This window comes from Chitinolyticbacter meiyuanensis (assembly GCF_008033135.1).
Classification (GTDB): Bacteria; Pseudomonadota; Gammaproteobacteria; order Burkholderiales; family Chitinibacteraceae; genus Chitinolyticbacter; species Chitinolyticbacter meiyuanensis.
This window is the reverse complement of record NZ_CP041335.1, coordinates 2,750,312-2,776,711: the sequence shown is the minus strand read 5'-3', so window position 1 is coordinate 2,776,711 and position 26,400 is coordinate 2,750,312. Positions and strand designations below refer to the sequence as shown.

General features: G+C 66.1%; 18 protein-coding genes. 7 read left to right on the top strand and 11 right to left on the bottom strand.

Translation table 11 applies throughout. The annotated features are described in order from the left end of the window. Positions 1-50: 50 nt before the first annotated feature. Positions 51-2,684, bottom strand: coding sequence for an alanine--tRNA ligase (gene alaS / locus FLM21_RS13210; protein ID WP_148716016.1), 2,634 nt, complete (start codon positions 2,682-2,684; stop codon positions 51-53). 101 nt (positions 2,685-2,785) lie between these two features. Further along, positions 2,786-3,973, bottom strand: a complete 1,188-nt coding sequence (locus FLM21_RS13205; RefSeq protein WP_148716015.1) for a multidrug effflux MFS transporter — start codon at positions 3,971-3,973, stop codon at positions 2,786-2,788. Positions 3,974-4,095: 122 nt separating this feature from the next. Here FLM21_RS13205 and FLM21_RS13200 point away from each other — a divergent pair, with 122 nt between their 5' ends. Next, complete coding sequence (locus FLM21_RS13200) at positions 4,096-5,004, top strand: LysR family transcriptional regulator (protein ID WP_187359897.1); 909 nt, start codon at positions 4,096-4,098, stop codon at positions 5,002-5,004. Positions 5,005-5,014: 10 nt separating this feature from the next. On the opposite strand, the gene FLM21_RS13195 is transcribed toward FLM21_RS13200, so the two are convergent. The 6 genes from FLM21_RS13195 to FLM21_RS13170 form a co-directional block, all read right to left on the bottom strand. Continuing rightward, positions 5,015-6,088 (bottom strand): glycoside hydrolase family 18 protein, encoded by a 1,074-nt coding sequence (locus tag FLM21_RS13195; protein WP_148716014.1) that lies wholly within the window; start codon positions 6,086-6,088, stop codon positions 5,015-5,017. Positions 6,089-6,129: 41 nt separating this feature from the next. Next, positions 6,130-6,483, bottom strand: coding sequence for a RidA family protein (locus tag FLM21_RS13190; protein ID WP_148716013.1), 354 nt, complete (start codon positions 6,481-6,483; stop codon positions 6,130-6,132). 175 nt (positions 6,484-6,658) lie between these two features. Continuing rightward, the gene (locus tag FLM21_RS13185) at positions 6,659-7,852 is read right to left on the bottom strand and encodes a DesA family fatty acid desaturase (protein ID WP_148716012.1); all 1,194 of its coding nucleotides are present in this window, start codon (positions 7,850-7,852) and stop codon (positions 6,659-6,661) included. Between the two features lie 113 nt (positions 7,853-7,965). Next, positions 7,966-9,318 carry a mechanosensitive ion channel family protein gene (locus FLM21_RS13180; RefSeq protein WP_148716011.1) on the bottom strand — a complete coding sequence of 451 codons (1,353 nt, stop codon included), beginning with the start codon at positions 9,316-9,318 and terminating at the stop codon, positions 7,966-7,968. A gap of 13 nt (positions 9,319-9,331) precedes the next feature. Further along, the gene (gene rfaE2 / locus FLM21_RS13175; RefSeq protein ID WP_148716010.1) at positions 9,332-9,823 is read right to left on the bottom strand and encodes a D-glycero-beta-D-manno-heptose 1-phosphate adenylyltransferase; all 492 of its coding nucleotides are present in this window, start codon (positions 9,821-9,823) and stop codon (positions 9,332-9,334) included. Positions 9,824-9,956: 133 nt separating this feature from the next. Continuing rightward, complete coding sequence (locus FLM21_RS13170) at positions 9,957-10,784, bottom strand: ferritin family protein (RefSeq protein WP_148716009.1); 828 nt, start codon at positions 10,782-10,784, stop codon at positions 9,957-9,959. A 126-nt stretch (positions 10,785-10,910) separates the two neighbouring features. Between FLM21_RS13170 and FLM21_RS13165 the strand changes: the two genes are divergently transcribed. The 4 genes from FLM21_RS13165 to recD all read left to right on the top strand — a co-directional run bounded on the left by FLM21_RS13165 (position 10,911) and on the right by recD (position 20,800). Next, a complete protein-coding gene (locus FLM21_RS13165; protein WP_148716008.1) occupies positions 10,911-11,657 on the top strand; it encodes a competence/damage-inducible protein A in 747 nt (248 codons plus the stop codon). 70 nt (positions 11,658-11,727) lie between these two features. Further along, complete coding sequence (recC, locus tag FLM21_RS13160; protein ID WP_148716007.1) at positions 11,728-15,159, top strand: exodeoxyribonuclease V subunit gamma; 3,432 nt, start codon at positions 11,728-11,730, stop codon at positions 15,157-15,159. Further along, positions 15,156-18,773 carry an exodeoxyribonuclease V subunit beta gene (gene recB / locus FLM21_RS13155; protein WP_148716006.1) on the top strand — a complete coding sequence of 1,206 codons (3,618 nt, stop codon included), beginning with the start codon at positions 15,156-15,158 and terminating at the stop codon, positions 18,771-18,773. Before recC ends, recB begins: the two co-directional genes overlap by 4 nt. Next, positions 18,770-20,800 carry an exodeoxyribonuclease V subunit alpha gene (gene recD, locus FLM21_RS13150; RefSeq protein ID WP_148716005.1) on the top strand — a complete coding sequence of 677 codons (2,031 nt, stop codon included), beginning with the start codon at positions 18,770-18,772 and terminating at the stop codon, positions 20,798-20,800. The genes recB and recD overlap by 4 nt, the downstream gene beginning before the upstream one ends. On the opposite strand, the gene FLM21_RS13145 is transcribed toward recD, so the two are convergent. Beyond that, positions 20,787-21,347 (bottom strand): TetR/AcrR family transcriptional regulator, encoded by a 561-nt coding sequence (locus FLM21_RS13145; RefSeq protein ID WP_148716004.1) that lies wholly within the window; start codon positions 21,345-21,347, stop codon positions 20,787-20,789. The two genes, recD and FLM21_RS13145, sit on opposite strands and share 14 nt — an antisense overlap. Before the next feature lie 126 nt (positions 21,348-21,473). On the opposite strand from FLM21_RS13145, the gene FLM21_RS13140 reads away from it, so the two are divergent. After that, positions 21,474-21,902 (top strand): nuclear transport factor 2 family protein, encoded by a 429-nt coding sequence (locus tag FLM21_RS13140; protein ID WP_148716003.1) that lies wholly within the window; start codon positions 21,474-21,476, stop codon positions 21,900-21,902. Positions 21,903-21,965: 63 nt separating this feature from the next. Here the strand turns inward: FLM21_RS13140 and FLM21_RS13135 are convergent, their stop codons facing one another. Both FLM21_RS13135 and FLM21_RS13130 read right to left on the bottom strand, forming a co-directional pair. Continuing rightward, positions 21,966-23,798: a choice-of-anchor I family protein gene (locus FLM21_RS13135; protein WP_148716002.1), complete on the bottom strand. Its 1,833-nt coding sequence runs from the start codon at positions 23,796-23,798 to the stop codon at positions 21,966-21,968. A gap of 685 nt (positions 23,799-24,483) precedes the next feature. After that, a complete protein-coding gene (locus tag FLM21_RS13130; protein ID WP_148716001.1) occupies positions 24,484-26,058 on the bottom strand; it encodes a cellulase family glycosylhydrolase in 1,575 nt (524 codons plus the stop codon). Positions 26,059-26,142: 84 nt separating this feature from the next. On the opposite strand from FLM21_RS13130, the gene FLM21_RS21535 reads away from it, so the two are divergent. Beyond that, positions 26,143-26,274: a hypothetical protein gene (locus FLM21_RS21535; protein WP_281284946.1), complete on the top strand. Its 132-nt coding sequence runs from the start codon at positions 26,143-26,145 to the stop codon at positions 26,272-26,274. Positions 26,275-26,400 lie beyond the last annotated feature (126 nt).

Below are 26,400 nucleotides of genomic sequence, written 5' to 3'. Positions count from 1 at the left end.
TGTCCAATGAAAAAGCCGGCCCAAAGGCCGGCTCGGTGTTGCGCGATTGCTTAGAGTTTGGTCGCCAGCCATTCGGCCGCGGCTTCCAGCGCAGCCTTCAGGTTTTCCGGCTGGGTGCCGCCAGCCTGGGCCATATCCGGCCGGCCGCCGCCCTTGCCACCGACCAGTTGGGCCGCCACGTTGACGAGTTCGCCGGCCTTTACCTTGCCGGTCAGGTCCTTGGAGACGCGGGCAATCAGGCTGATCTTGCCATCGCCGGTGGCGGCGAGCAGGGCCACACCGCTTTCCAGGCGATCCATCAGCTTGTCGCTCATCTCGCGCAGCGTGCCGGCATCGACGCCGTCGACCACGCTGCCGACGCACTTCACGCCGTTGATGGTACGCAGGCCGACGCCCAGCAGGCTATCAAGCTGGGTGAAGGCCATCTGGCTCTTGAGCGCCTGGGTTTCCTTCTGCGCGGCCTTGAGTTCCGCCTGCAGCCGTTCCAGCTTGCTGAGCAATTCGCCTGGCTGCGCCTGCACGATTTCGGCTGCGGCCTTCAGTTCGGATTCCTGCGCCTGTACCAAGGCCAGCGCGCCTTCGCCGGTGGTGGCCTCGACACGGCGGATGCCGGCGGCGACACCGCCTTCGCCGATGACCTTGAACAGGCCAATATCGCCGGTGCGGCCAACGTGGGTACCGCCGCACAGTTCGGTGGAGAATTCGCCCATCTTCAAGACGCGCACTTCATCGCCGTACTTCTCGCCGAACAGCGCCATGGCGCCGGCCTTGATCGCGTCGTCGTAGCTCATGTGGGCGACGTCGACCGCGGTGTTGGCGAGGATGGCGTGGTTGACCACCGATTCGATGCGGGCGATTTCCTCGGCCGTCAGCGGCTTGGGATGGCTGAAGTCGAAGCGGGTACGCTCGGCCGTCACCAGCGAGCCCTTCTGCTCGACATGCTGGCCCAGCACCTCGCGCAGCGCCGAGTGCAGCAAGTGCGTGGCGCTGTGGTTGCGCTGGGTGGCGTGGCGTTTGTGCAGGTCGATAGTTGCGGCCACCGCGTCACCCACCTTGAGCGTGCCGCTGGCCAGACGCCCCTGGTGGCCAAATACGTCGGATTTCACCTTCTGCGTGTCGGTCACGTCAAAGAGCGCACCGAGGCCACCTGCAGCTGAGATGGTGCCGACGTCGCCGACCTGGCCGCCCGATTCGGCGTAGAACGGCGTGTGGTCGAGCACGACCACGCCTTCGTCGCCGGCGGCGAGTGTTTGCACCTGCTCGTTGCCCTTGTAGAGCGCCAGCACGGTGGCGTCGCGGCTCACTTCGCTGTAGCCGTGGAATTCGGAAGCGTCGCCGTCGTAGGCGAGGCCGGAGGTCATCTTGAAGTTGCCTGCCGCGCGGCCGCGTTCCTGCTCGGCGGCGAGTTCGCGCTCGTAGCCGACCATGTCGAGCTCAAGGTTGCGCTCGCGGCAGATATCGGCGGTCAGGTCGATCGGGAAGCCGTAGGTGCTGTGCAGCGTGAACGCGGTCTTGCCATCGAGCGTGGTCTTGCCGCCCTCGAGTGACTTTTCGAGCAGCGCCATGCCGATGTCGAGTGTGCGGGCGAACTGCTCTTCCTCGGCCTTCAGTGCCTCGGTGATGCGTTGCTGGCCGTCGACCAGTTGCGGGTAGGCATCGCCCATCACGCGGGCGAGGTCGGCCACCAGCTTGTGGAAGAACAGGCCCTTCTGACCGAGCTTGTAGCCGTGGCGCACCGCGCGACGGATGATACGGCGCAGCACGTAGCCGCGGCCTTCGTTGGACGGCAGCACGCCGTCGGCGACGAGGAAGGCACAGGCGCGGATGTGGTCGGCGATCACCTTCAGCGACGGCGCATCCTGCGTGTAGGCCACGCCGGTCTCGCGCGCGGCGGCCTTCACCAGCTCGGCGAGGATGTCGGTCTCGTAGTTGGACTTCACGCCTTGCAGCACGGTGGAAATGCGCTCCAGCCCCATGCCGGTGTCGACCGAGGGCTTGGGCAACGGATGCAGCGTGCCGGTTTCATCCCGGTTGAACTGCATGAACACGTTGTTCCAGATCTCCATGAAGCGGTCGCCGTCTTCATCGGGCGAGCCAGGAGGGCCGCCGGCCACGGATGGGCCATGGTCGTAGAAGATTTCGGTACACGGGCCGCACGGGCCGGTGTCACCCATGGTCCAGAAGTTGTCGGATGCGTACGGCGCGCCCTTGTTGTCGCCAATGCGCACAATGCGCTCGACGGGCAGGCCGACCACGGTGTGCCAGATGTCGTAGGCTTCGTCATCCGAGGCGTAGACGGTGACCATCAGCTTCTCGGCCGGGATGGCGAGCCAATCGGGGCTGGTCAGGAATTCCCAGGCGTAAGCGATGGCATTGCGCTTGAAATAGTCGCCGAAGCTGAAGTTGCCCAGCATCTCGAAGAAGGTATGGTGGCGCGCGGTGTAGCCGACGTTCTCGAGATCGTTGTGCTTGCCGCCCGCGCGCAGGCATTTCTGGCTGGTGGCGGCACGGGTGTAGCTGCGCTTTTCCTTGCCGAGGAAACAGTCCTTGAACTGCACCATGCCGGCCACCGTGAACATGATGGTCGGGTCGTTGCCCGGTACCAGCGGGCTGGAGGCGACAACCTGATGCTGCTTGGAAGCGAAGAAGGCGAGGAACTGCTGGCGAATCTCGGCGGTTTTCATGGAGCGCTCGCGCCCGAAGGCGGTGAAATCACAAAGCTTTCGATTCTAATGGAAAAGCGCTGCAGGCGGCAGGGGCGCTGCCCTGGGACCGGCGGCGTGGATCAACTGCCGTGTGACGCTCTTGCCAAGAGCCGGTGTGCCACGAACGCCCCGATGCCGCATGCCGCCATCACGATGGCAAGCGGGTGGGGCGTGCCGTCGTGCAGTGCTTCCACTGCAATGGCTGCGACGGTGGCGATGCTGAACTGCAGGCTGCCGATCAGCGCGCTGGCCGAACCGGCATGCTGGCCCTGGCTGGCCAGTGCCGCGGCGGTGGCATTGGGATTGATGTAGCCGAGGCTCGTCAGATAGGCGAAGAAGCACAGCAGCAGCCCAGCGAGTGGCGCCAGGCCGCTGAGCGCCTGCGTCAGCAGTGCCAGCGTGGCAAGCAGCGGCACCCACAGGGCGCGGCGCAGCAACACGGTCAGATCCTGGCTCTTCAGTTGCCGCGCATTAAGTTGGCTTGCCGCAATCAGGCCCAGCGCATTGAGGCCAAACACCCAGCCGTAGTGCTGGGGTGCAATGCCGTACTGCTCGATCAGCACGGTCGGCGAGCCGGCGATGTAGCCGAACATGCCGGCCTGCGCGAGCCCGCCGGTGAGCACATAGCCGATGAAACCGCGATGGGTCAGTAGCCGACCATAACCGCGTAATACCTGGCCGAGCCGCAGTGGCGCGACATCGCGGGTGTCGTGCGACTCGGCGAGCAGGCGGTGCACGGCGATCAGGCACATAGCAGCAAACAGCGCCTGCGCCGCAAAGATGGCGTGCCAGCTCGTCACCGTGAGCAGCCAGCCGCCGAGCAGTGGCGCCAGGATGGGCGCAAGCCCCATCACCAGCATCAGCATGGCGAACACCTGTGCTGCCTGCCGCGCGTCGCAGCGGTCGCGCACGATGGCGCGGGTGATCACCATGCCGGCGCAGCCACCGAGCGCCTGCACGAAGCGCAGTGCGATCAATGCATCGAGACTGGCGGCGAACACGCAGCCGAGGCTGGCCAGCACGTAGAGCGCAAGGCCGACATAGAGCGGTGGCTTGCGGCCGAAACGGTCGCTGACCGGGCCGTAGAGCAATTGGCCAACAGCAAGGCCGATGAAGAAGCTCGCCAGCGTGAGTTGCGCGCCGTGGCCCAGGTCGTGTTCGATCGCTGGGAAGGCCGGCAGATACATGTCGATCGACAGCGGGCCGAGCGCGGTCAGCGTGCCGAGCAGCACGACCCAGCCGGGCAGGCGGGAGGAGGTCTGGAGCATGGCGGAAAACGGAAAAGAGGTGCATCGCCCGGATCAGGCGGCAAGCCTGCCAGTTTGATCTGGTGAATGGATGAAATAAACTGGGCTGATCGACAGGATATCTGCCTGAATACGGGATAAACATGGACAGACTGGTGGCGATGCAGGTCTTCGCCAAGGTGATGGAAGCGGGCAGCTTTGTTCGGGCGGCCGAACGCCTGCAGATCTCGACTACGGCGGCCTCACGCCTTGTCGCCGATCTGGAAAACCACCTCGGTACGCGGCTCCTGAACCGCACCACCCGCAAGCTCAGCCCCACCGAAGCGGGTTACGCCTACTACGAACGTTGCCAACAGATCCTCGGTGATATCGAGGAGGCTGAGGCGGCGCTCTCCACCGCCACGCAGCGGCCGCGCGGCACGCTGCGTATTTCGGCACCGTTGTCGTTGGGCATCCGCCATCTGTCCCCGCTGCTCGCCGAATACCGCCGGCGCTATCCCGAAGTGGCGCTCGATCTGGAGTTGGCCGATCGCGCGGTAGACCTCGTTGACGAAGGTTTCGATCTGGCGCTGCGCATCTCGCCGCAACTGCCGAACAATCTGATCGCACGCCGGCTGTGCCCGATCCGGCTGGTGATCTGTGCCTCGCCCGACTACCTTGCCCGCCACGGCACGCCGACGACGCCGCAAGCGCTGGCGGGCCACAATTGCCTGGGCTACACCTACGCCAGCACCGGTGACGACTGGACCTTCGGCACCGATGGCAGCGAGAAGGTGAAGGTGAAAGGCAACTTCAGGGCCAACAACGGCGACATGCTGTGTGCCGCGGCGATTGCCGGCGAAGGCATCGTGCGCCAGCCTACCTTCCTGATCGGCGATGCGCTGCGCAGTGGTGAAGTTGTGTCGCTGCTGGCCGAGCACGGCCAGCCCGAGCTCTACGCCTGGGCTGTCTACCCAAGCCGGCGCCACGTCACTGCCAAGGTGCGCAGCATGATCGACTATCTGGTCGAAGCCTGGGGCGATGCGCCCCCGTGGGATCGGGGGCTGGGTTAGGCCGTTCCGCTCAGCGATGCGTCCATAGCGTATCGAGCAGGGTGTCGGTGCCGTCTTCGGTGTATTCCCAGAAGAAGGTGCCGGCCAGGCCCTGTGCCTTGGCGAAATCGGCCTTGTGGCGCAGCGATTCGGCGTCCTCGTAGCTGACGAATTCATCGCCATCGACCATTAGCCAGGGAGATTTGGCGGCTTCATCCCAGTGCCGGACGGCGCGTCCGCAGGCGATCAGCGCGGGGATTTCGCTGTAGCTGTAGCCGCCGTTGCTTTGCGGTGTGCCCGGCGCACCAAGCCCGGCAGTGCCGACCCCCTTGAGGCTGCGACCATAGAAGGCGCAGCCGAGCACCAGTTTTTCCTTGGGCAGACCGTTCGCCGTGAACAGCGCCACCGATTTGGCGCAGCTGTCGCCATCCGGATCGACCGGCGTGTTGTAGAGGTTGGTGTGGTGGCCGGCGCGGGTGGCCCAGCCGTTGTAGAAGTCGTAGGTCATCAGGTTGACGAAGTCACACAGCCGCGCGACCTCGGCCATCTCTACGCCATCGAGGTAGTACTGCCCGGCCCCGGCGGCGATCGTCAGCAGGTAGCGTTCGTCGCCCTTGCGGCCTTCGGCATCGGACAGCGCATCGAGTCGCTCGCGCAGGTCGGCCAGCATCAACGTGAAGTTGCGCTTGTCCTCAGGGCGCGCCTTGATGCTCGCCATGTCGTTGCTCGGGTATTCCCAATCGAGGTCGATGCCGTCGAGCCCACGCTCCTGCATGAACGCGATGGCCGCCTTGGAAAAGCGCTCGCGCGTGCCGGCATCGAGCGCGGCGTCGGAGAACCCGTCGGCAGCCCAGCCACCGATCGAGATCAACAGCCTGAGCTTGGGGTTGATCTCGCGCATCCGATGCAGCGTGGCGAAGTGGGTCTGGGCCCTGGCCTGCTTGTCGGTATCGCCTTCGGCAAAGAGCGCCAGTTCGCCGTCGCCGCGAATATTGGCAAAGGCAAAGCAGATATGGGTCAGGCGCGTGGCATCACGCTCGAGCGGCAGGCCGCTCCAGTCTTTCCAGCCGGCAAAGTAGGCAAGCAGGATGGGGTTGCTGGGCATCACGGTTCCTTCTGGCGGGGGCGGGTGAAAAGCGGAGGAGCTCAGAGCGCGGCGATCACCGACATCTCGACGCGGTAGCGCGGATCGGCAAGGCGCGCTTCGACGGTGGCGCGGGCGGGTGTCTGACAGTGCACCACCCAGGTCGACCAGACTTCGTTCATCGCGTCGTAGTCGGCCATGTCGGCGAGGTAGATGGTCACGGACAGCACCTTCTGCTTGTCCGAACCTACTTCCCCGAGCAGACGGTCGATGGCGGCGAGCACTTCCTCGGTCTGGCCGCGCGTGTCCTTGTCCAGGGTTTCTGCGATCTGGCCGGCGAGGTACACGGTGTTGTTGTGGACCACGATTTCGGAAAGACGGGGGCCGATGTGGTAACGCTGGATGGCTGCAGACATGACGAGCTCCTTGGATCGGGAAAATGATAAGGCGAACCCCGTAAGGTTCGCCTTGCTCAAATTGCGATCAGCCAGCGATCCGGTGGGGTAGGCCAAGCGGGGACAATCCCATCATGGCCGCCACACGGTGTCTGCGCAATTGCGATGTCGCGCCGGCTTGATCCGGCGCAGGTGATCAATGCACCATCGCCACCGAGCGCAGACGCAGCGAAAACTCCTGCAGCGCGGCGATGCCGCTGGCCTCGGCGCGGGCGCACCAGTCCTGCAGATGCTTGATCAGCTCGCCACGGCTCAGCGACGAGCGCTCCCACAGCCGGGTGAGTTCCTGGCGCATCTGATAGACCTGGGCCAGCGTCTTGCTTTCGGCCAGGATCTGGTCGAGGCGCTGCTTGTCGTTTTCCGGGGTGTCCTTGGCGTCCTGCTTCAGCCACACCTTCATCTGGCGGGCCGGATTGGCTTCCAGGTGCGGCAGGCGGGCATTGGCGCGCAGCTTGTCGAGCTCTTCGGCCACAGTGGCCTTGAAGCTGCGGGCGTACTGGGCGGCGATGGCGTAGCGGTTGGCGATGACCACGGCGAGCGCGTGCTCGTCGATTTCCGGACGGACCTCGGCGCGCTTGAACTTAGGTGCCACACGGCGCACCTTGGCCATACGCAACATTTCCAGCGTACGGATGTAGCCCCAGCCGATATCGAACTCGAACCACTTGTACGAGAACTTGGCCGAGGTGCCGAAGGTGTGGTGATTGTTGTGCAGCTCTTCGCCGCCAACGATGATGCCCCACGGCACGAGGTTGGTCGAAGCGTCCTCGCACTCGAAATTGCGATAGCCCACATAGTGGCCGAGGCCGTTGATCACACCGGCGGCCCAGAACGGGATCCAGATCATCTGGATCGCCCAGATCCAGATGCCGTTCACGCCGAAGAGCGCGAGGTTCAGGATCATCATCAGCGTCGGGCCCTTGGCGCTGTGCTTGCTGTAAATATTGCGCTCCAGCCAGTCATCGGGCGTGCCGTGGCCGAATTTTTCCATGGTTTCGGCATTCTTGGACTCGGCGCGATAGAGCTCGGCGCCTTCCCACATCACCTTGTTGATGCCGAGCACTTGCGGGCTGTGCGGATCTTCCGCAGTTTCGCAACGCGCGTGGTGCTTGCGGTGGATGGCGGCCCACTGCTTGGTGACCATGCCGGTGGTCAGCCACAGCCAGAAACGGAAGAAATGGCTGGGAATGGGACCCAGATCGATGGCGCGGTGCGCCTGGTGGCGGTGCAGGTAAATGGTGACCGAGGCAATGGTGATATGGGTGAGCACCAGCGTCACCACGATGTAGCCCCACCAGGGCAGGTCGATCAGGCCGTTGAGCCAAGTCATGCTATGGGTATCTCCGTATATGCAATGCGCGCGCACCCTAACACGGGAAAAACGCACAGGGCGCTGATATTAATCAAATTTTCAGCATCTTGCCCGGACATTTGGATCGGTGGTCAGCGATCCGGGTTCCCGTCGGGCACCTCGTCCGGTACCAGCCCCTGCAGGTTGCCGTCTCCTGCCATTCTGGCGGCGGGCCGGAAATGCACCACATCGAGCCGGTTGAAGGGAATGCTGATGCGGTGCACCCGGAAGGCTTCCCAGATGCGCTGGTTGATGTCGGACCGCAATCCGAGCGTTCCGTTCTCGGGATCTTTCACCCAGAAGCCCAGCGACATGTCGACGCCGCTAGCAGCGAAATTCTCGATGAAGGCACGCGGTGCAGGATCGGCCTTGATGCGCTCGAAGCCTTGGGTGGCGTCGACCAGCAGCTTCATCACGAGGCCCAGATCCGATTCGTAGGCGACGGACACCGGCATCTTGATCCACACGTCGCGCGCGTTGTACGACTGGTTGACCACGGTAGAGGTGATCAGCGTCTCGTTCGGCACCAGTGCTTCGGTGCCGTCCGCGCCCTTCACCACCACGTAACGCGAGGTCAGGCCGGTGATCACGCCCTGGCGGTTGTCCACCTGGATCAGGTCACCGAGCTTCACCGAGCGATCGAGCAGGATGATGAAGCCCGACACATAATTGGACGCGATCTTCTGCAGGCCGAAACCAAGGCCCACACCCAGTGCGCCGCCGAACACCGACAGCACGGTGAGATCGATGCCGACCAGCGACAATGCCACGATCACTGCCAGCACCACCAGCAGCGACTGTGCGATCTTCACCGAGACCACGCGCACGTTCATGTCGATGAGGCTGGCTGCCATCATCCGCGCTTCGAAGAGGCGCCCCAGCCACATGGCCACCACCAGGGTGCCCGCCACCGACAGCACGCCGTTGATGATGCCCAGCAGCGAGATCGACGTCTTGCCGATCGCGAACTTGATCGCATTCAGCTCCTGCGCGAGTTCGGGCAGGATGCCGACCACGTGCAACGCATACAGCAGCCAGATCAGGCCGGCGATATAGCGCTCGCCGCGCTGCAGCCACTGCGGGTTGTTGAACGCGTTGCGCAGCACGTAGACCAGCACGCGGATGTTGACCATCGCCATCAGCAGCACGATGGCGACATCGATCAGCTTGTGCGGTGCTGGCCAGGCAAAGCGCAGCAGGAAATTGAACAGCCACAGCAGCAGTAGCGCATTCAGTGGGAAGAAGATCCGCATCAGCCCTTCGCCGCCGTGCTTCCAGCGGCTGTTTTCCAGCCCGAGCCGCGGCTTGAGGTAGCGGTTGCCCAGCAGCGCCATCACCATGGCGAGCAGCAGCGCGCCGGCCTGCGCCAACATGTGTGGATGCGTCAGGCCGAACTGGTTGATGTCGGCGAGCAGCGAGACGACGAGGTTATGCCGTTCGTTCATCGTGAGCGGGAGATCAGCCGAGGGCACGGATTTTCTGCAGTGTCTGGGTGGTGGACGTCTGGTGCAGGAACGGGATGGAGTGGACTTCGCCCCCCCAATCCAGCACCTCGCGGCTACCGACGATGCGTTCGATCGACCAGTCGCCGCCCTTGACCAGCACATCCGGCTTCACCGCGAGGATGAGCTCATACGGCGTATCGGCGTCAAACCAGGTCACGAGATCGACACTGGCAAGCGAGGCCATCACGGCGGCGCGGTTTTCCAGCGCGTTGATCGGCCGATCGTCGCCCTTGCCCTGGCGCTTCACCGACGCATCGGTATTGAGTGCCACCACCAGCGATGCACCCAGTGCCCGCGCCTGGGCGAGGTAGGTGACATGGCCGCGGTGCAGGATGTCGAAGCAGCCGTTGGTGAATACCAGCGGTCGCGGCAAGGTGGCGATGCGCTCGGCCAGTGATTCGGGTGAGGCGCAGTGCGCTTCGAAATCGGGCAGCGGATAGTGCATGGCGGCGGTCCGGGTGGCTGATCGGTGGGTTTTAACATGCTGGCGCGTTCGCGCCAAACCACGGTGTGCGGTTCGTGAAAATGACAACGGCGCCGCCGGCCGATGCCGGAGGCGCCGTCGCGAGCGGGCCCGGTCAGGCGGTGACCAGTTGCTTGCGGTAGCGGTTGAGATCGGAAATCGTCTCCAGTGCCACGCCAAACAGGCTGGACAGGTTGCGCAAAATGCCGCCGACCACGCGCGCTTCCCACTCCTTGCCGAACTGGATCTGCTGGTCCAGCCAGCGCTCCAGCCACTCGGGATCCGGCAGGCGGCTTTGCACCGTGTCGTTGGGGAACAGCGTCTTGTTCACATGCAGGTTGGTCGGATGCAACGGCTTGCCTGAACGACCGCTGGAAGCCATCAGGAAGCCGATCTTGGCGAATGCGGCACGCGCTTCGTCACCGCAGTGTTCGATCGCGCGCTTCATGTATTTCAGGTAGGCGCCGCCGTGGCGGGCTTCGTCGGTGGACAGCGTCTTGTAGATCGCCTTGATCACCGGTTCGGTGTGCCACTCGGAGGCGCGGCGATACCACTGGGTAAGGCGCACTTCGCCGCAGAAGTGCAGCATCAGGGTTTCCAGCGGCGGGGCCGGGTCGAAGTCGAAGCGCACCGCGTGCAGCTCCTCCTCGGTCGGGGCGAGTTCCGGGCGGAAGCGGCGCAGGTATTCCATCAGCACCAGCGAGTGCTTCTGCTCCTCGTAGAACCAGATCGACATGAAGGCGGAGAAGTCCGAATCGTCGCGGTTGTCGCGCAGGAACATCTCAGTGGCGGGCAGCGCCGACCATTCGGTGATGGCGTTCATCTTGATCGTCATCGCCTGTTCCTCGGAGAGCAGGCTGGCATCGAACTCGCCCCAGGGAATATCGTTGGCCATGTTCCAGCGCGCCTTTTCCAGGTCGGCGAACAGTTGGGGGTACAACATCGGTGCAGCTCCTTCGGCTCCCGGGTTTATGATGGAAACCGGTAACAGGCTTGAAAAGTGCCGGTATTAGAACCGTTGCATAGGGGCAGGGCAAGCCAAAATCTTCCATGTCATGGAGATTTCACAATGAATTTCCAGCTCTTTATCATTGGCGACGAGATTCTGGAAGGTCGGCGTCAGGACAAGCACTTTTCCGCGGTGCTCGAACGCCTGCTGGCGCGCGGTCACGGCCTCGCTGGCGTACGCTATCTGCCCGATGATCGCGACGGGTTGACCGCAGCCTTTGCCGAGACGCTGTCCGTCGGCGCACATGTGATTTCCTGCGGCGGCATTGGTGCCACGCCGGACGATCACACCCGTCAGGCACTGGCGCTCGCCGCCAACGTAGCGCTGGAGCTGCATGCCGAGGCGGCCGCCTTCATCGTGGCACGCAGCGGCGATGCCGCCTATCCGCACCGCATCCGCATGGCGGAATTCCCGCTCGGCGCGCAATTGATCCCGAATCCGGTGAACCAGGTGGCGGGCTGCAGCTATCGCCACCATCACCTGCTGCCCGGCTTCCCGGAAATGGCGTGGCCCATGCTGGAGTGGGTGCTCGATCACCTCTACCGGCCCGGTGAAGCCCCGCAAAAGCGTAGCCTGATCGTACCCGATGCCCGCGAGGGCGACCTGATCGCGCTGATGGAGCAACTGGTGGACAACCATCCCGCCTTGCGCTTCTCCTGCCTGCCGTCGTTCGGCAATGCCCGTCACGCCGGCGTGCACCTCGAATTCACGCTGACCGGCGATGCGCAGGAGGCCGCGCGCGCCGCAGACTGGCTGGCCGGCGAGCTCACCAGCCGTGGCTATGCACCCTATGTGCCTGGGCCTTGATCGCATGCACAGGCTTTCCCGTCCGCGCGCCCTCACCTAGACTACGGCCCCCACGCTTCCCGACTATCCGATGCCCGCCAGCGCTCCGCTCACTCCCGGCCTGATGATCGTCCATGGCAATCGGCTGGAAGAGCTGCGTGCGCTTGCTGTGTCTTGGCTGCGCGCCTATCCGCTGGCGCCGCTGGAAAACGAAGTGGTGCTGGTGTTCAGCAACGGCATCGCGCAGTGGCTGAAACTGGCGCTGGCGGAAGATCCGGAAGCCGGCGGCTGCGGCATTGCCGCCGCACTGGATATCCAGTTGCCGGCGCGCTTTTTGTGGCAGGCGTATCGCACCGTGCTCGGCCGCGACGCGGTGCCCGAATCGTCACCGCTCGACAAGGCACCGCTCACCTGGCGCCTGATGCGGCTGCTGCCCGCGCTGTGCGATCGGCCCGAGTTCGCGGCGCTGGCGCGCTTCCTGGAAGACGATGCCGATCTGCGTCACCGCCACCAATTGGCCGAGCGGCTGGCCGACTTGTTCGACCAGTACCAGGTCTACCGCGCCGACTGGCTGGCGGCCTGGGCCCATGGCCACGATGAGATTGCTACCCGCGCTGGCCTGCGCGCGCTGACGGAGGACGAGCGCTGGCAGGCTGCGCTGTGGCGGATGCTGCTGGCGGACCTGGGCGAGATCGGTAGCGGCCGTGCCGGTGTGCACCAGGCGTTTGTCGCCGCGCTGGCAGGGCACGACACCGTGCCGCCCGGCCTGCCACGCCGCGTGGTGGTGTTCGGCCTCTCTTCCCTGCCTGCCCAGGCCGTCGAGGCGCTGGCCGCGCTGTCGCGCCACTGCCAGGTGCTGCTGGCGGTGCACAATCCCTGCCGCTACTACTGGGGCGACATCGTCGAGGACAAGGCGCTGCTGCGCACCCGCCATCGCCATGCCGCCAAGCCCGGGCTCGCGCTGCTCGACGAGGCGCTGGTCCACCAGCATGCACAGCCACTGCTGGCAGCCTGGGGCAAGCAGGGCCGCGACTATATCAATCTGCTCGACCAGTTCGACGACACCGCCACGTACCGTGACTTGTTTCGCGCGCTGTCCGGCGAGCGTATCGACCTTTTCACCGAGCCCGGTACTGCCACGCTGCTGGGTCAGCTGCAGCACGACATCCTGGAGCTGCGGCCGCTCAACGAAACGCGCGCGCGCTGGCCAGCCATCGACACCGCGCGCGATGCCTCGATCCGCTTCCACGTGGCGCACAGCGCGCAGCGCGAGGTGGAAATCCTGCATGACCAGTTACTGGCGCACTTTTCCGCCGATCCCACGCTGCGGCCGCGCGACGTGATTGTGATGGTGCCGGACATCAACGCCTATGCCCCGCACATCGCTGCCGTGTTCGGCCAGATCGCACCGAGCGACGCACGCTACATCCCCTACACGCTGGCCGACCAGGGCCAGCGCGGCCGCGCCCCGCTGCTGATTGCGCTGGAGCACCTGCTGCAACTGCCCGAAAGCCGCTTCGCCGCCAGCGAAGTGCTGGACTTGCTGGAAGTGCCCGCGCTGCGACGGCGCTTCGGCATCGCCGAGTCTGACCTGCCCACGCTGCAGCGCTGGATCACCGGCAGCGGCATCCGCTGGGGGCTAGACGCTGCGCAACGCGCCACTCTCGGCCTGCCGGGCGGCGTGACGCAGAACAGCTGGCGCTTTGGCCTTGCACGCATGCTGCTCGGCTACGCGGTCGGCAGCGCCGAGCCGCTGGACCAGATCGCTCCCTACGACGAGATCGCCGGGCTGGACGCCGCACTGGTCGGCCCCTTGCATGCGCTGGTGGAAGCGCTGGCACTGGCCCGCGACGAGCTGGCCATACCGGCCACGCCCACCGGTTGGGGCGAACGGCTGATGGCGCTGCTGCCGCTGTTCTTCGAAGCGGGGGATGACGAGGAGCAGGCACTGGTCGCGCAGCTGCAGCAACTGCTCGATGACTGGCTGGCGCTGTGCGAAGCCGCCGCACTCACCGAGTTGCTGCCACTGACGGTGGTGCGCGAGGCCTGGCTCGCCGGGCTCGATGCCGGCGGCTTGTCGCAGCGCTTTCTTGCCGGCGCGGTGAACTGCTGCACGCTGATGCCGATGCGGGCAATCCCGTTCAAGGTGGTGTGCCTCTTGGGCATGAACGACGGCGACTATCCGCGCATCCAGCCTCCGCTCGATTTCGATCTGATGGCGCGCGACTACCGGCCGGGCGATCGCTCGCGGCGCGACGACGACCGCTACCTGTGGCTGGAGGCGCTGCTGTCGGCGCGTGACGTGCTCTACATCAGCTGGGTGGGCCGCAGCGCGCGCGACAACAGCGAACGCGCCGCCTCGGTGCTGGTCGGCCAGCTGCGCGACCATCTGGCAAGTGGCTGGCGCAGCGCCGACGGCAGCGAGTTGCTGCATGCGCTGACCACCGAGCACCCGTTGCAGCCATTCAGCCCACGCTATTTCGATGGCGAGCATGGCCTGGTCAGCTATGCCCGCGAATGGCTGAGCGCCCATGAAGCAGCGCCGGAAGCGGTGGCCGGACCACTGCCGCCGTTCCAGCCCGATGCCGCGCTCAACCTCGCCACCTTGCGGCGCTTCCTGCGCAACCCGGTCGAGGCTTTCTTCGCCGAGCGGCTGAAGGTGGTGCTCGACGAGGTGGCGCACGATGACAGCGACGATGAGCCGTTCGCGCTCGATGGCCTTGCGCGCCACCAATTGGCCGAGGCCATGCTGAGTGAGGCGCTGCAGATGGACGAGGCCGAGGCGGCGATCGCACGCGGCGCCGCGCGGCTGCGGCTGGCCGGCGCCTTGCCGGTGGGGGGCTTTGGTGCGCTGGCCGAACAGGCATTGTCCGCGCCACTGGCTGCGCAGGTGGCGCGCTATCGCGCCTTGCAGGCGGAATGGCCGCAGGCAGATCCCTCACCACTGGCGCTGCAGTTCGTCCACGGCGACATCGTGCTGGAAACCTGGCAGGGCAGTGTGCGTCGCAATGTGCTGGGCGAGCCGGCGCTGCTGTTGCCGCTCACCGGCGATCTGCTGCGCGAGGGCAAGCCCAAGTGGCATCGCTTGCTCGATGCCTGGTTTACCGGCTTGATGGCCAATGCCTGCGGCGAGCCGCTGCAGGTGTACGCGGTCGGCGCTGATGTCACGCTGCTGTGGCCGCCGCTGCCAGGCGATCATGCCGCCGCCGTGCTGCGCAGCCTGCTCGATGGCTGGCGCACCGGCATGCAACGCCCGCTGCCGGTGGCCATGCAGACGGCGCTGCGCTGGCTGGAGGAAGACCGCAAGGCCCGCGACAAGGGCAAGGAGGTCGCTGGCGCCTGGGATGCGGCTGGCAAGATCTATGATGGCGACGATTTCAGTGCCGGCGAAGTGGCAAAAAGTGCCGCGCTGGCGCGGCAATACCCGGATTTCGCCGCGTTGACCCAGGATGGCGAGTTCGGCCGCTGGGCGACGCAGCTCTACCAGCCGCTGCTGGATGCGTCGCCGCAGGTGTTGGCATGAGCCGGCCACTCGCACTCACCCTGCCGCTCTCCGGCAGCCGGCTGATCGAGGCCAGCGCCGGTACCGGCAAGACCTACACCATCTCGGCGCTCTATTTGCGGCTGGTGCTGGGGCACGGCGGCGAGCTGGCCCATGCCCGGCCGCTGTTGCCACCGGATATCCTCGTCGTCACCTTCACCGAGGCGGCGACGCAGGAACTGCGCGACCGCATCCGTGCGCGACTGGTCGAGGCCGCGCATGTGTTCCGCGACGAACAGCCGCCCGATGCAGTGCTCGCCGCACTGCGCGCCGATTACCCGGAAGCCGATTGGCCGCAGTGCGCGCGCCGGCTGGAGATCGCCGCGCAGTGGATGGACGAGGCGGCGGTCGCCACCATCCATGGCTGGAGCCAGCGCATGCTGCGCGAACATGCCTTCGACAGCGGCAGCCTGTTCACCCAGACCCTGCGTACCGACGAATCCGCCTTGCGCGCCGAGGCGGTGCGGGATTACTGGCGCATGCACTGCTATCCGCTCACCGGTGATGCGCTTGCCTGGGTGGCCAGCCGCTGGCGCGACCCGGACACGTTGGCGCGGCAACTGCTACCGCTGGGTGACAATGCTGGCGCCGACCGGACCCTGGCCGAGGTACTGAGCACCCCGCTGGCCGGGCGCAGCACGGCACTGGCCGCACTGAAGGCGCCGTGGTCGGCATGGAGCGATCAGCTCGAAGCGCTGCTGGACGATGCCGTTGCCAGCAAAAAGGTGAACGGCCGCAAGATCCAGCCCCGCTACTACCAGCCCTGGCTGGCCGCGCTACGCACTTGGGCGGCCGACGCCGAGCTGGCCTTCCCCGAGCTGAGCCAGTCCGCCTACGACCGCTTCGCGCTGGCAAACTGGCCGGAGAACTGGAACGGCGCGCCGCCGCAGCATGGCTGGCTAGATGCGGCGCTGGCGGCCTTGACCGAATTGCCGTCCGCACTCGCGGCGTTGCCCGATCCAGCGGCGGATGCGCTGACGCACGCGTCCAGCTGGGTGAGCGCGCGGATGGCGCGCGAGAAGCTGCGCCGCGCCGAGCTGGGCTTTGACGACATGCTGACCCGGCTCGATGCGGCACTCACGCGCAATCCGCAGCTCGCGGCGGTGATCCGCCGCCAGTTCCCGGTGGCGCTGATCGACGAATTCCAGGATACCGACCCGCTGCAATACCGCATCTTCGATGCGATCTACCAGGTGGCCGACAATCGCCCGGATACGGCGCTGCTGCTGATCGGCGATCCGAAGCAGGCCATCTACGGCTTTCGCGGCGCCGACATCCACACCTATCTTGCTGCCCGCATGGCAACTGCCGGCCGGCACGCCAGCCTCGACACCAATTTCCGCTCGAGCCACGCCATGGTCGACGCGGTGAACCGGGTGTTCGCCAGCGCAGAGCAGCACCCGCGCGGCGCTTTCCTGTTCAAACAGGCAGACGGCAATCCGCTGCCGTTCCTGCCGGTGAAGGCACGCGGCCGCGCCGAGCGCTGGCTGGTGAACGGCAAGGCCGCACCGGCGCTGACACTGTGGCACCAGGCCAGCGAAGCGCCGCTGCCAGGCGGGCGCTATGTCGCAACCTATGCCGAGGCCTGCGCCAGCGCGATCGTCCGCTTGCTGCAGCTGGGCCAGGATGGCAAGGCCGGCTTCACCCGGGACGGCCAGCTCACGCCGCTGCGGCCTGGCGATATCGCGGTGCTGGTGCGCAATGGTCGCGAAGCGCAGGCAATCCGCGCCGCGCTGGCGGTGCGCCAGGTGAAGAGTGTCTACCTGTCGGACAAGGACAGCGTGTACGCCAGCGCCGAGGCGCGCGACCTGCTGTTCCTGCTGCGCGCCTGCGCCGAACCCGGCCAGGACCGCGCATTGCGCGCGGCCTTGGCCTGCCGCACGCTGGCGCTGCCGCTGGCCGATCTTGCCCGGCTCAATGACGATGAGCGTCATTGGGAGGCGCGGGTGCTGCAGTTCCGCGATTACCACGCGCGCTGGCAGCAGGCCGGCGTGCTCGCCATGTTGCGCCAGCTGATGGGCGATTTCGCGCTGCCGCAACGACTGCTTTCCCGTGATGACGGCGAGCGGGCGCTGACCAACCTGCTGCATCTGGCCGAGCTGCTGCAGCAGGCCGCGGCGACGCTGGATGGTGAGCTCGCGCTGGTGCGCCATCTGGCCGACAGCATTGCCGAGCACAGCGCGGCGGCGGACGAGCAGGTGCTGCGGCTGGAAAGCGATGAAGGGCTGCTGCGGGTGGTGACCGTGCACAAGTCCAAGGGACTGGAATACCCGCTGGTGTTCCTGCCCTTTGCCTGCAGCCTGCGGCCGGTGGATGGCGACAAGCCGCTGTGGGTGCGCGAGGACGGGCGGCGCGCGCTGCGCTTCAAGCCCTCGGTGGACGACGTGGCCCGCGCCGACGATGAGCGCCTGGCCGAGGATGTGCGGCTGATGTACGTGGCATTGACCCGTGCGCGGCATGGTTGCTGGCTGGGGCTGGCAGACCTGACGCAGGGGCGCGGTCGCGGATCGCAACTGCATCGCTCGGCCATCGGCTACCTGCTGACCGGCGGCGAGCCACTGGCCAGCCCGGTGGCGCTGGGCGACGCGCTGCAGGCCTGGGCTCAGCCCGGTGTGATCGCCGTGGCACCAGCGCCGCGGCCGGACCAGGCACCGCTGCAGATGGCGCTGGCCTTCGCGCCGGCACTGGCAGCGCGTCAACCGCTGCGGGCTGCGCGTGAGCACTGGTGGATTGCCAGCTATTCCGCACTGCGCCTCACTGAGGTGGCTAGCAATGACGAACGGATCGAGCTGGTCGAAGGCTGGGGAGCAAGGTTGGGCGAGGAGGAACGGTTGCCGGGCATGCGCTTGACCGCGCCGCCACCGCTGGGCGATAGCCGGCTGCACCGCTTCGCTCGCGGCCCCGGCCCCGGCAGCTTTTTGCATGGCCTGCTCGAGTGGGCCGGTCGCGAGGGCTTTGCGCGCATCGCCACAGAGCCTGCGCTTGCCCGCGACCTGATCGCCCGCCGCGCCGCGCCGCGCGGCTGGCAGGGCTGGATCGATCCACTTGCTGGCGCACTCGGCGAGTGGCTGGTGCTACCGTTGCTGGAGTACGGCACGGCGCTGCGCACCTTGACGCGCTACCAGGTGGAGCTGGAGTTCTGGTTCGCCGCGCAGCGGGTCGATGTGACGGCGCTCGACGCGCTGGTCAGCGCAGGCACCGAGGCCGGCGCACCGCGCCCGCCTTGTGGGCGCCAGCAACTGAACGGCATGTTCAAGGGCTTCATCGATCTGGTGTTCGAGCATGCCGGGCGCTATTACGTGGTCGATTACAAATCCAACTGGCTGGGCGAGCACGACGATGCCTACACCCCGGCTGCGATGCGCGAGGCCATGCTGAGCCATCGCTACGACCTGCAGTACACGCTGTACACGCTGGCGCTGCATCGCCAGCTGCGTGCACGGCTGCCTGATTACGACTACGAGCGCCATGTGGGCGGCATTGCCTATGTGTTCCTGCGTGGTCAGCATGCGGATGGCCATGGCATCCATCGCGCCCGGCCGAGCCGTGCGCTGATCGACGCGCTTGACGCGCTGTTCCGTGGAGACCGCTCATGAGCCGGCTGGCCGATCGCCTCGCGGCCACCCAGGCGCCGTTGCCGGACGACTTTTCACCGTTGGCGCAGGCCGCACACCTCACGCTGTTGCTCGATGCCTGGGTGGCGCGCGGCTGGCTGCGTGCGCTCGATGCCGCGCTGGTCAGCCAGTGTGCGCTGCTGGCGCCGGATGCCACGCCGCCGGTGCTGCTGGCCGTGGCGCTCACCAGCCACCAGCTCGGCCACGGCCACGCCTGCCTCGATCTGGCGCAGGCGCTGACGAGCCCCGACGACACGCTGTCGCTGCCCCCCGACGGCGAGGAGGACGTGCCGACGCTGCGACCATCGCAATTGCTGGCAGCGCTTACGTTGGCCCAATGGCAGGCTGCGCTGGCCGCCAGCACGCTCGTCGATATCCGTGGCGACGGCAATACGCCGCTGATACTGCAGGCGGGTCGGCTTTATCTGCGCCGCTACTGGCAGTACGAACACGATGTTGCCCAGGCGCTGCGGCAACGTCTCGCCGCCAACCTGCTGCCACCGGATGGTCTGGCCGAGCGGCTGGCCGCGCTATTCCCGCAACGCGAAGCGGGGCCGGACTGGCAGATGCTGGCCTGCGCGCTGGCGGCACGCGGCGCGTTCACGTTGATCACCGGCGGGCCCGGTACCGGCAAGACCACCACGGTGGTACGACTGCTGGCGCTGCTGCAAGGTGCGGCCGTCGAGGCCGGTGCCGCGCTGCGCATCCGGCTGGCGGCCCCCACCGGCAAGGCGGCGGCGCGGCTGTCCGGCTCGATCGCCGCGCAGGTCAGTGCGCTGGAGGTGATGGAGACGGTGCGCGCCGCCATCCCCACCGAGGTCGGCACCGTGCACCGGCTGCTTGGCAGCCGGCCCGATACCCGCCATTTCCGCCATCACGCCGGCAACCCGCTGCCGCTGGATGTGCTGATCGTCGACGAGGCCTCGATGATCGACCTGGAAACCATGGCCAGTCTGCTCGCGGCGCTGCCTGCACATGCTCGGCTGGTGCTGTTGGGCGACAAGGATCAACTCGCGTCGGTCGAGGCCGGCGCAGTGCTCGGCGAGCTCTGCCGCGATGCCGAGCGCGGCCACTACGATGCAGCCACGCAGGCGTGGCTGGAAAACCTGGCCGGCGCACCGCTGGCGGGACTGACTCCCGGCGATGCAGTGCACTGGCCGCTGGCACAGCAGACCGTGATGCTGCGCCGCTCACGGCGCTTTGACGCCGGCAGCGGCATCGGCGCGCTGGCGAACGCGGTGAACAGCCAGTCCGCTGCCGAGGCACGGGCCTTGCTGCAATCGCCGCCGCCGGATCTGGCTGCGCTGACGCTGCGTTATGGCGATGTCGCACCGCTGATCGCGCTTGCCACCGTGGGGCGCGGTGCTGCCGCAGGGTATCGCCATTACCTGAGTATGCTGCAGTCGGCGCGGCCGGCGGGCGATGACGACGCGGACCACCAGGCCTGGGCGCAGGTGGTGCTGCAGGCCTTCGACGCGTTCCGCCTGCTGTGCGCGGTACGGCGCGGCCAGTGGGGCGTGGAGGCGCTGAACCGGCAGATCGCCGAAGCGCTGTGCCTGGCTGGCCTGCTGCCAGCGCTGGATGGCTGGTACGAGGGACGCCCGGTGATGGTCACCCGGAACGACTATGGTCTGGGGCTGATGAACGGCGATATCGGCATCACGCTGGCGGTACCGGATGGGCACGGTGGCAGGCAGTTGCGGGTGGCCTTTGCCCGCAACGATGGCTCGGGTAGCGTGCAGCTGGTGCTGCCCAGCCGACTGGCTGACATCGAGACGGTGTTCGCGATGACGGTACACAAGTCGCAGGGCTCGGAGTTCGCCCATACCGCCCTGGTGCTGCCAGCCACGGCCAGCCCCATCGTCACCAAGGAGCTGGTCTACACCGGCATCACCCGTGCCAGCCGGCATTTCACACTGATCGAGGCACGCGCCGGCGTGCTGGAGGAAGCGATTGCGCGGCGAGTGCAGCGTGCCAGCGGCCTGCTGGCACAGATCACGTCCGGCTAGCCGGCGCCAGCAGCCGTTGCGGCAGGGCGTTGAGCAGTGCGTCGTAGCGCTGCCAGTCGTCGAGGCACCGGCACATCAGCCGCACGCCCTCCAGCAAGGCGATGGTCTCGGCGGCCCGCTCGCTCGCCAGCGCGTCCGGTAGGCCGGCGTCGGTCATCACCATCTGCAGTGCCTGCTGCCACTGCTGCACGGCCAGTCCCATCTCCGCGCCGAACTGCGCGCGCGCCTCTCCCATGGTGTACACGTCAAGCGTGCTCGCCAGCGCCTTCTGCCGGTCGTTGAGCCGCAGCTGCTCGGCGAAGGCCGCAAGCCGCCCAGCCGGGTCGCCCGGTGCTTGAAGCGCGGCAAGCGCCGCATGGAACCACTCGCCTTCGGCCTGGAGCACGGCGACCGCCATTTCCGTCTTGCCGCCCGGAAAGTGGTGATACAGGCTGCCCTTGCCCAAGCCGGTGGCTTCGGCCACACGGCTGAGCGTGGCGCCGTCGTAACCGTATCGGTGGAACACATCGCGCAGGGTGTCGATCAGCGCTTCACGTTGCTTGCTCACGTGCCCTCCCGGCCGCTGGCTGTTTGCACAGCGGCATTGTACTTGACGGGGCTTGGCTGGACCGGCAATCTTTACCTAACGATCGGTACAGAATTGATCGTCCACCTAACGAGCCAGGAGTTCGCCATGCCCAAGTCCCTTGCCGCCTTGCTTGCCTTCGCCTTTGTCGTCCCGTTTTCCCCGGCGCATGCTGCGCCAAGCCCTGCCACCACCGTGGCGCAGTACGTACGCGCCTGGCAGGAGGCCGATCCGCAAGCGCGCCTCAAGCTGCTGGAACAGTCGGTGACCGATGATGTGCAGTACCTCGATGCCTATTCGCGTGCCACCAATCGGCAGGAGCTGGCCGGCGTGATCGCCGGTCTGCAGGCGCAATACCCGGACCTGCGCGGCGAAATGGTCGGGTATCTGCGCCAGGCCGGCAATGCCGCGCTGTTCGAATGGAAAATCGTCAGCGCCCAGGGCGATCCGCTGTTCTATGGCGTCGATGCCATCTCCTTTGCCAGCGATGGCCGGCTGCGGCGCGTGGAAGGTTTCCTCAACTCCGGCTTGCGCTAGGAGCCTGCGGCAAAAACAAACACGCCCCGGTGCCGGGGCGTGCTGTTCAGGTGGCGTAGCAGATCAGAACTGCTGATCGATCTGGTAGACCGCGGTGGTGCCGCTCACTTCGTGGCCCACGATCAGCAACGGCTTGCCATTGGGCGACTTGGCGGCTGGCACGAACACCAGGCCTTCGGGGCCGAGATCGCCGGCTTCGGGCTTGGTGTTGTCGGTGGCAGCGAAGTTGCGGCTGTTGAAGTAGTGCATGAACACGGGAGCCTTCGGATCGGTCACGTCGTAGGCCATCACGCCACCGATACGCTCCAGTCCGATGAAGGCGAAGGTCTTGTTGCCGATCCTGCCGATGGCCACGCCTTCCGGTTCCGGGCCCTTGTTGTCACTGCGGTCGTCGAACCCGGTCGCTTCGTGGTCGGTATTGAAGTGAGCCGGGATCAGCGTGGCGAGCTTCTGCTCGAAGGCATCGCCCGAATCCCACACCAGCTTGCCGGTTTCATCCCAGATCGAGAACGACCGACCACCGAAGGCATAGAGCGCATCGTAGACCAGCTTGCCGGCGCCATTGAGCTTGGGGGTGCCGTCGGCGTTGGTCTGGTAGCCCAGGGTCCACGTGACGTTCAGGCGGCCGAGTTCCGCATCGCTGGCGCAGGCACCTGGATCGGTGGCCGTGGCGCCGCAATAGCCGAACACGGTCGGATTCAGCGTGGCGCCCGGTGCCAGGAGGCGCAGCTGCGCCGGCAGGTCGTCGCCCTTGCGGCGATCGAAGCCGTTCTTGTGCACCAGGTGCTTCACGCGGAACTCCTCGACGAAGCCCTTGCTGGTGTCGCCGTTGAAGTAGGCAGTCTCATCGCTGAACCAAGCACGCGAATCGCCCTCGTTGGCAGTCACAAGGTAGGTCTTGTCGCCGACGGTGTAGCTGGCGATGGAATCGGGCAGGTAGAGGCCACGCACGCCCGGATGCAGGGCGATGTTGATCTTGCCCACGCCGCCGGTGCCATCGGCGTCGGAGGCATCGAAGCCGTTGCCGGCCACACCGTGGTCCTTGTAGCCCAGCGGCACGATGCCAGTCACCGTGGCGGTGGCGATATCCAGCTTGGCGAAGGCGTTGTTCTCCTGCAGCGTTACCCAGGCGGTCTTGCCATCGGCGGAAATCGCGATGTATTCGGGCTCGAAATCCTTGCTGGTGTTGGCACCTGGACCGTAGATGCGCACGCCGGTGGCACGCAGCTCGGCTTCCTTGCCATTCCAGGCTGCGAAGCCGGCGGTGCGGGCGGTGGGCTTGGTCGGATCGGTCACGTCGATCACGCTGATCGAGCCTTCAGGATCGATCTGGTAGTCGTCCGACGGCTCACCCTCATTGGCAACCAGCACCGTCTTGCCATCCGGCGTGAAGGTGATCATGTCCGGTTGCGCACCGATCGCCACATGGCTGAGTTTGGCAAGATCGCTGGCGCGGAAGAAGGCGGCGTAACCGGTGTCGGTCTTGACCGGCGCCTGCACCGCCAGCGCGACGATGCCGTTGTTCACTGCCACGCTGTTCACTTCAGCACCCGCAACAATGCCCTGGGCGCTCAGCTCGCCGATCAGCAGCGGATTGGCCGGGTCGGCCAGATCCAGTACCTCGACCACGCCCTTCTTGGCGTTGACGATGAAAGCGCGCTTGCTCGCGGCATCGAAGGCCGGGATCTCGGAGGCGCCTTCGGCGAACACGCCGGTGGCAAAGCGGCCGAGCAATGACAGCGAGATGGCCTTGGGTGTGGCTTCCGGCACCGGTGTGGGTACAGGCGTTGGTGCCGGGGTCGGCGTGACCGAGGGGGTGCCGATGCTATCCCCGTCACAGCTGGTCAACGCGGCCACGGCCAGTGTCGATGCACCCGCGATTTGCCAAAGCTTCATGAGTCTCTCCCTGTCTTGTCGTAAGAATCGGCAGAGCTTAGTCAGCGTGCGTTGCGGTTCCGTGTCGGATTTGTTGCTTTTTGATGGCGAAGGGATTGCGATGAAGTCGCAAGGAGGTGCTGAAAAGTTGGACAGGGGGCCGCGATACGGGAGCGCGTATCGGAATTTTGGGGGCAGCTGAATCGCAGCAGGCCGAACAGGAGGGTCGCTGGGTTCCGTCGTATTGCAAGTGCAACGTACGGTTGGCTGCGAGAAAAAGGGGGGGGTGGTGCGCCCGGCCGGGGTCGAACCGGCACGACAATGTCGAGGGATTTTCTTACCACTTCGGCTTTCGCCGCCACCGGGCGGTGTTTGTGGTCTGGACTTTGCCTTGACCATGGCACTGGCGGTGGCCAGGCTGTAGGTCGGCGCCGTCAAGTCTCTGCACGTTCCCGAGCTCTGGGCTCGGGCTTCGCTCAGCGTTGCCTCGCCGTGGGGCAGGGGGTTCGCTGAATTTGACGCCATTCACGCGGGCGCTTTCGCCATCCCGGTGCTCAAATCACATAAGTCCCTTGCGTCTACCAATTTCGCCACGGGCGCTCCAAGCGGCGCATTCTGCCAGATCGGCCGCGACTGCGCCACGGTGGATCGGGGGCAAGCACAAACGGGGCTGGTCGGCCCCGTTTGTGATCTACCGTGACCGCGATCAGCGATTACGGATGGCGTTGCGCACGAACTCGCCGGCTGGCTTGAGGCTGGAGGCCGCCCAGTTGCCGCTGGAGCAGGTACCGGTCTTCCACACCGCGCCGGAGCGGAAGTCGTCCGAGTAGTTCCAGTTGGTCCAGCTGATCTTCTTCTCCGCCAGGAAGTCCAGGTATTTCTGGGTCATGGTGAAGTTGTTGGTGCCGTCGCCGCTGGCGGTCTGTGAGCCCCACTCGGTGATGAACACCGGCAGCCGCGCGGCGCCCTTCTTCAGCTCGTTCAGGTATTGATCCCCGTGCGAGGCCGCGTAGAAGTGGAAGGTGTACATCACGTTGGAATAGCGCACCGGGTCGTTGATGATGTCGTCGACCGAGCGGCCATCCGAGACGCCGAACGAGCCCCAACCGTGTGTGCCGATCAGCACCAGCGAATCCGGATCGATGGCGCGGATCACCGGGATGATCTTTTCGCCATACTCGCGGATCTTGGTCCAGCTCACGTTGTTCGGCTCGTTGGCCACGTCGTAGATGATGTTCTTCTGGTTGCCGTACTTGGTGGCAATCCGGGTGAAGAAGGTCTTGGCGCGTTCCAGGTTGTAGTTGGGATCACCCGGATCGAGCTGGTGCCAATCGACGAGCGCATACATGCCGCGGCGGGTGGCTTCGTCGATCAGGCGCTCCACTTGGGCGGTGTAGCCGTCCGGGTTGCTCTCGTAGCCGCCTTCCTGCACGTACAGCGAGATGCGCAGCACGTCGGCCTTCCAGTCGTTGGCCAGCGCGTCGAGCGAGCCGGTGGTGAGGCAGTTGCCCCAGCCATACCACTGGATGCCGTGGGTGCTCATGCCGCGCAGCTGCACCGCTTCGTTGCGCTCATTGCACAGGTTGAGGTTGTTGGCGCAGACCTTGAGCTGGCCATTGCGTTCGGTCGGCGTGCCGCTCGGGGCCGGGGTTACCGGCGTGGGCGTGGCCGGTACCGGGGTCGGTGTGGCGGTTTGCGGCGTCGGGGTGGCAGGCCGCGGTGTCGGCGTGGCCGGAACCGGCGTGGTCGAGCCGCATTGGCTGATCTGCTTCCATACGCCCCAGTCGCCGGATTGGGCCGGGTTGTCGCCTTGCGTCCACCAGCGCGCTTCGTAGTTCACGCCCAGGTGGGTTACGCGCTGGCCGCCGGTATACACGCTCCCGGCGTTCCAGGCGGCATAGCAGCTGGCGGGGGCAGGGGTCGGTGTGGCGGCTTGCGGTGTCGGTGTTGCCGGGCGTGGCGTGGGGGTTGCAGCTTGCGGCGTCGGCGTGGCCGGTCGTGGTGTCGGCGTGGCCGGCACAGCCGTTGGCGTGGGTTCGCCGGTGGCGGGGCCGACCAGTGTCCACAGCGTCGGGGTCGAGGCCGGATTCCAGTTGGCGCCGACGTAGGCGGTGTGGGTGACCAGCGCACGGTAGTCGTTGCCGTTGTAGGTCACCACGGTGCCACTGCTGTAGGTGCTGCCTTCCTGCCAGGCAGGGGCCGCGAAGGCCGCGCTGGCCAGCAGCGTGCAGCCGGCCAGGATCGCGGCGATGGGCTTGATGGCCCGGTTGAACTGCTTCATGGGGGTCTCCTCCATCCGAATGTTCGGGTTGGCATGGCAATGCGGCTGGATCGGGATTGCGCAAACGGTTGCCGTCTTTTTGCCATGGCGCTCATCATCGGTGCCGCGCAGGCGCTTGCCTATATGGATAGCGGCGCGGTTTCACGGTTTTGCCTGAATATTCATTTGAATCAACGGGATGTGTGCCATTTCCCAGGTGGCGCATTTCACGGATGACGTCGCGGTTTGCGCCATTGCGCCATGTGGTCTGGCGCATCTGCCGCCAAGCGGGGCGCGCTGCGACCGTTGGACTTGGGCGGCGCACGCCGCTACCCTCACGCCTTTTCCCGCTCGACGAGAACG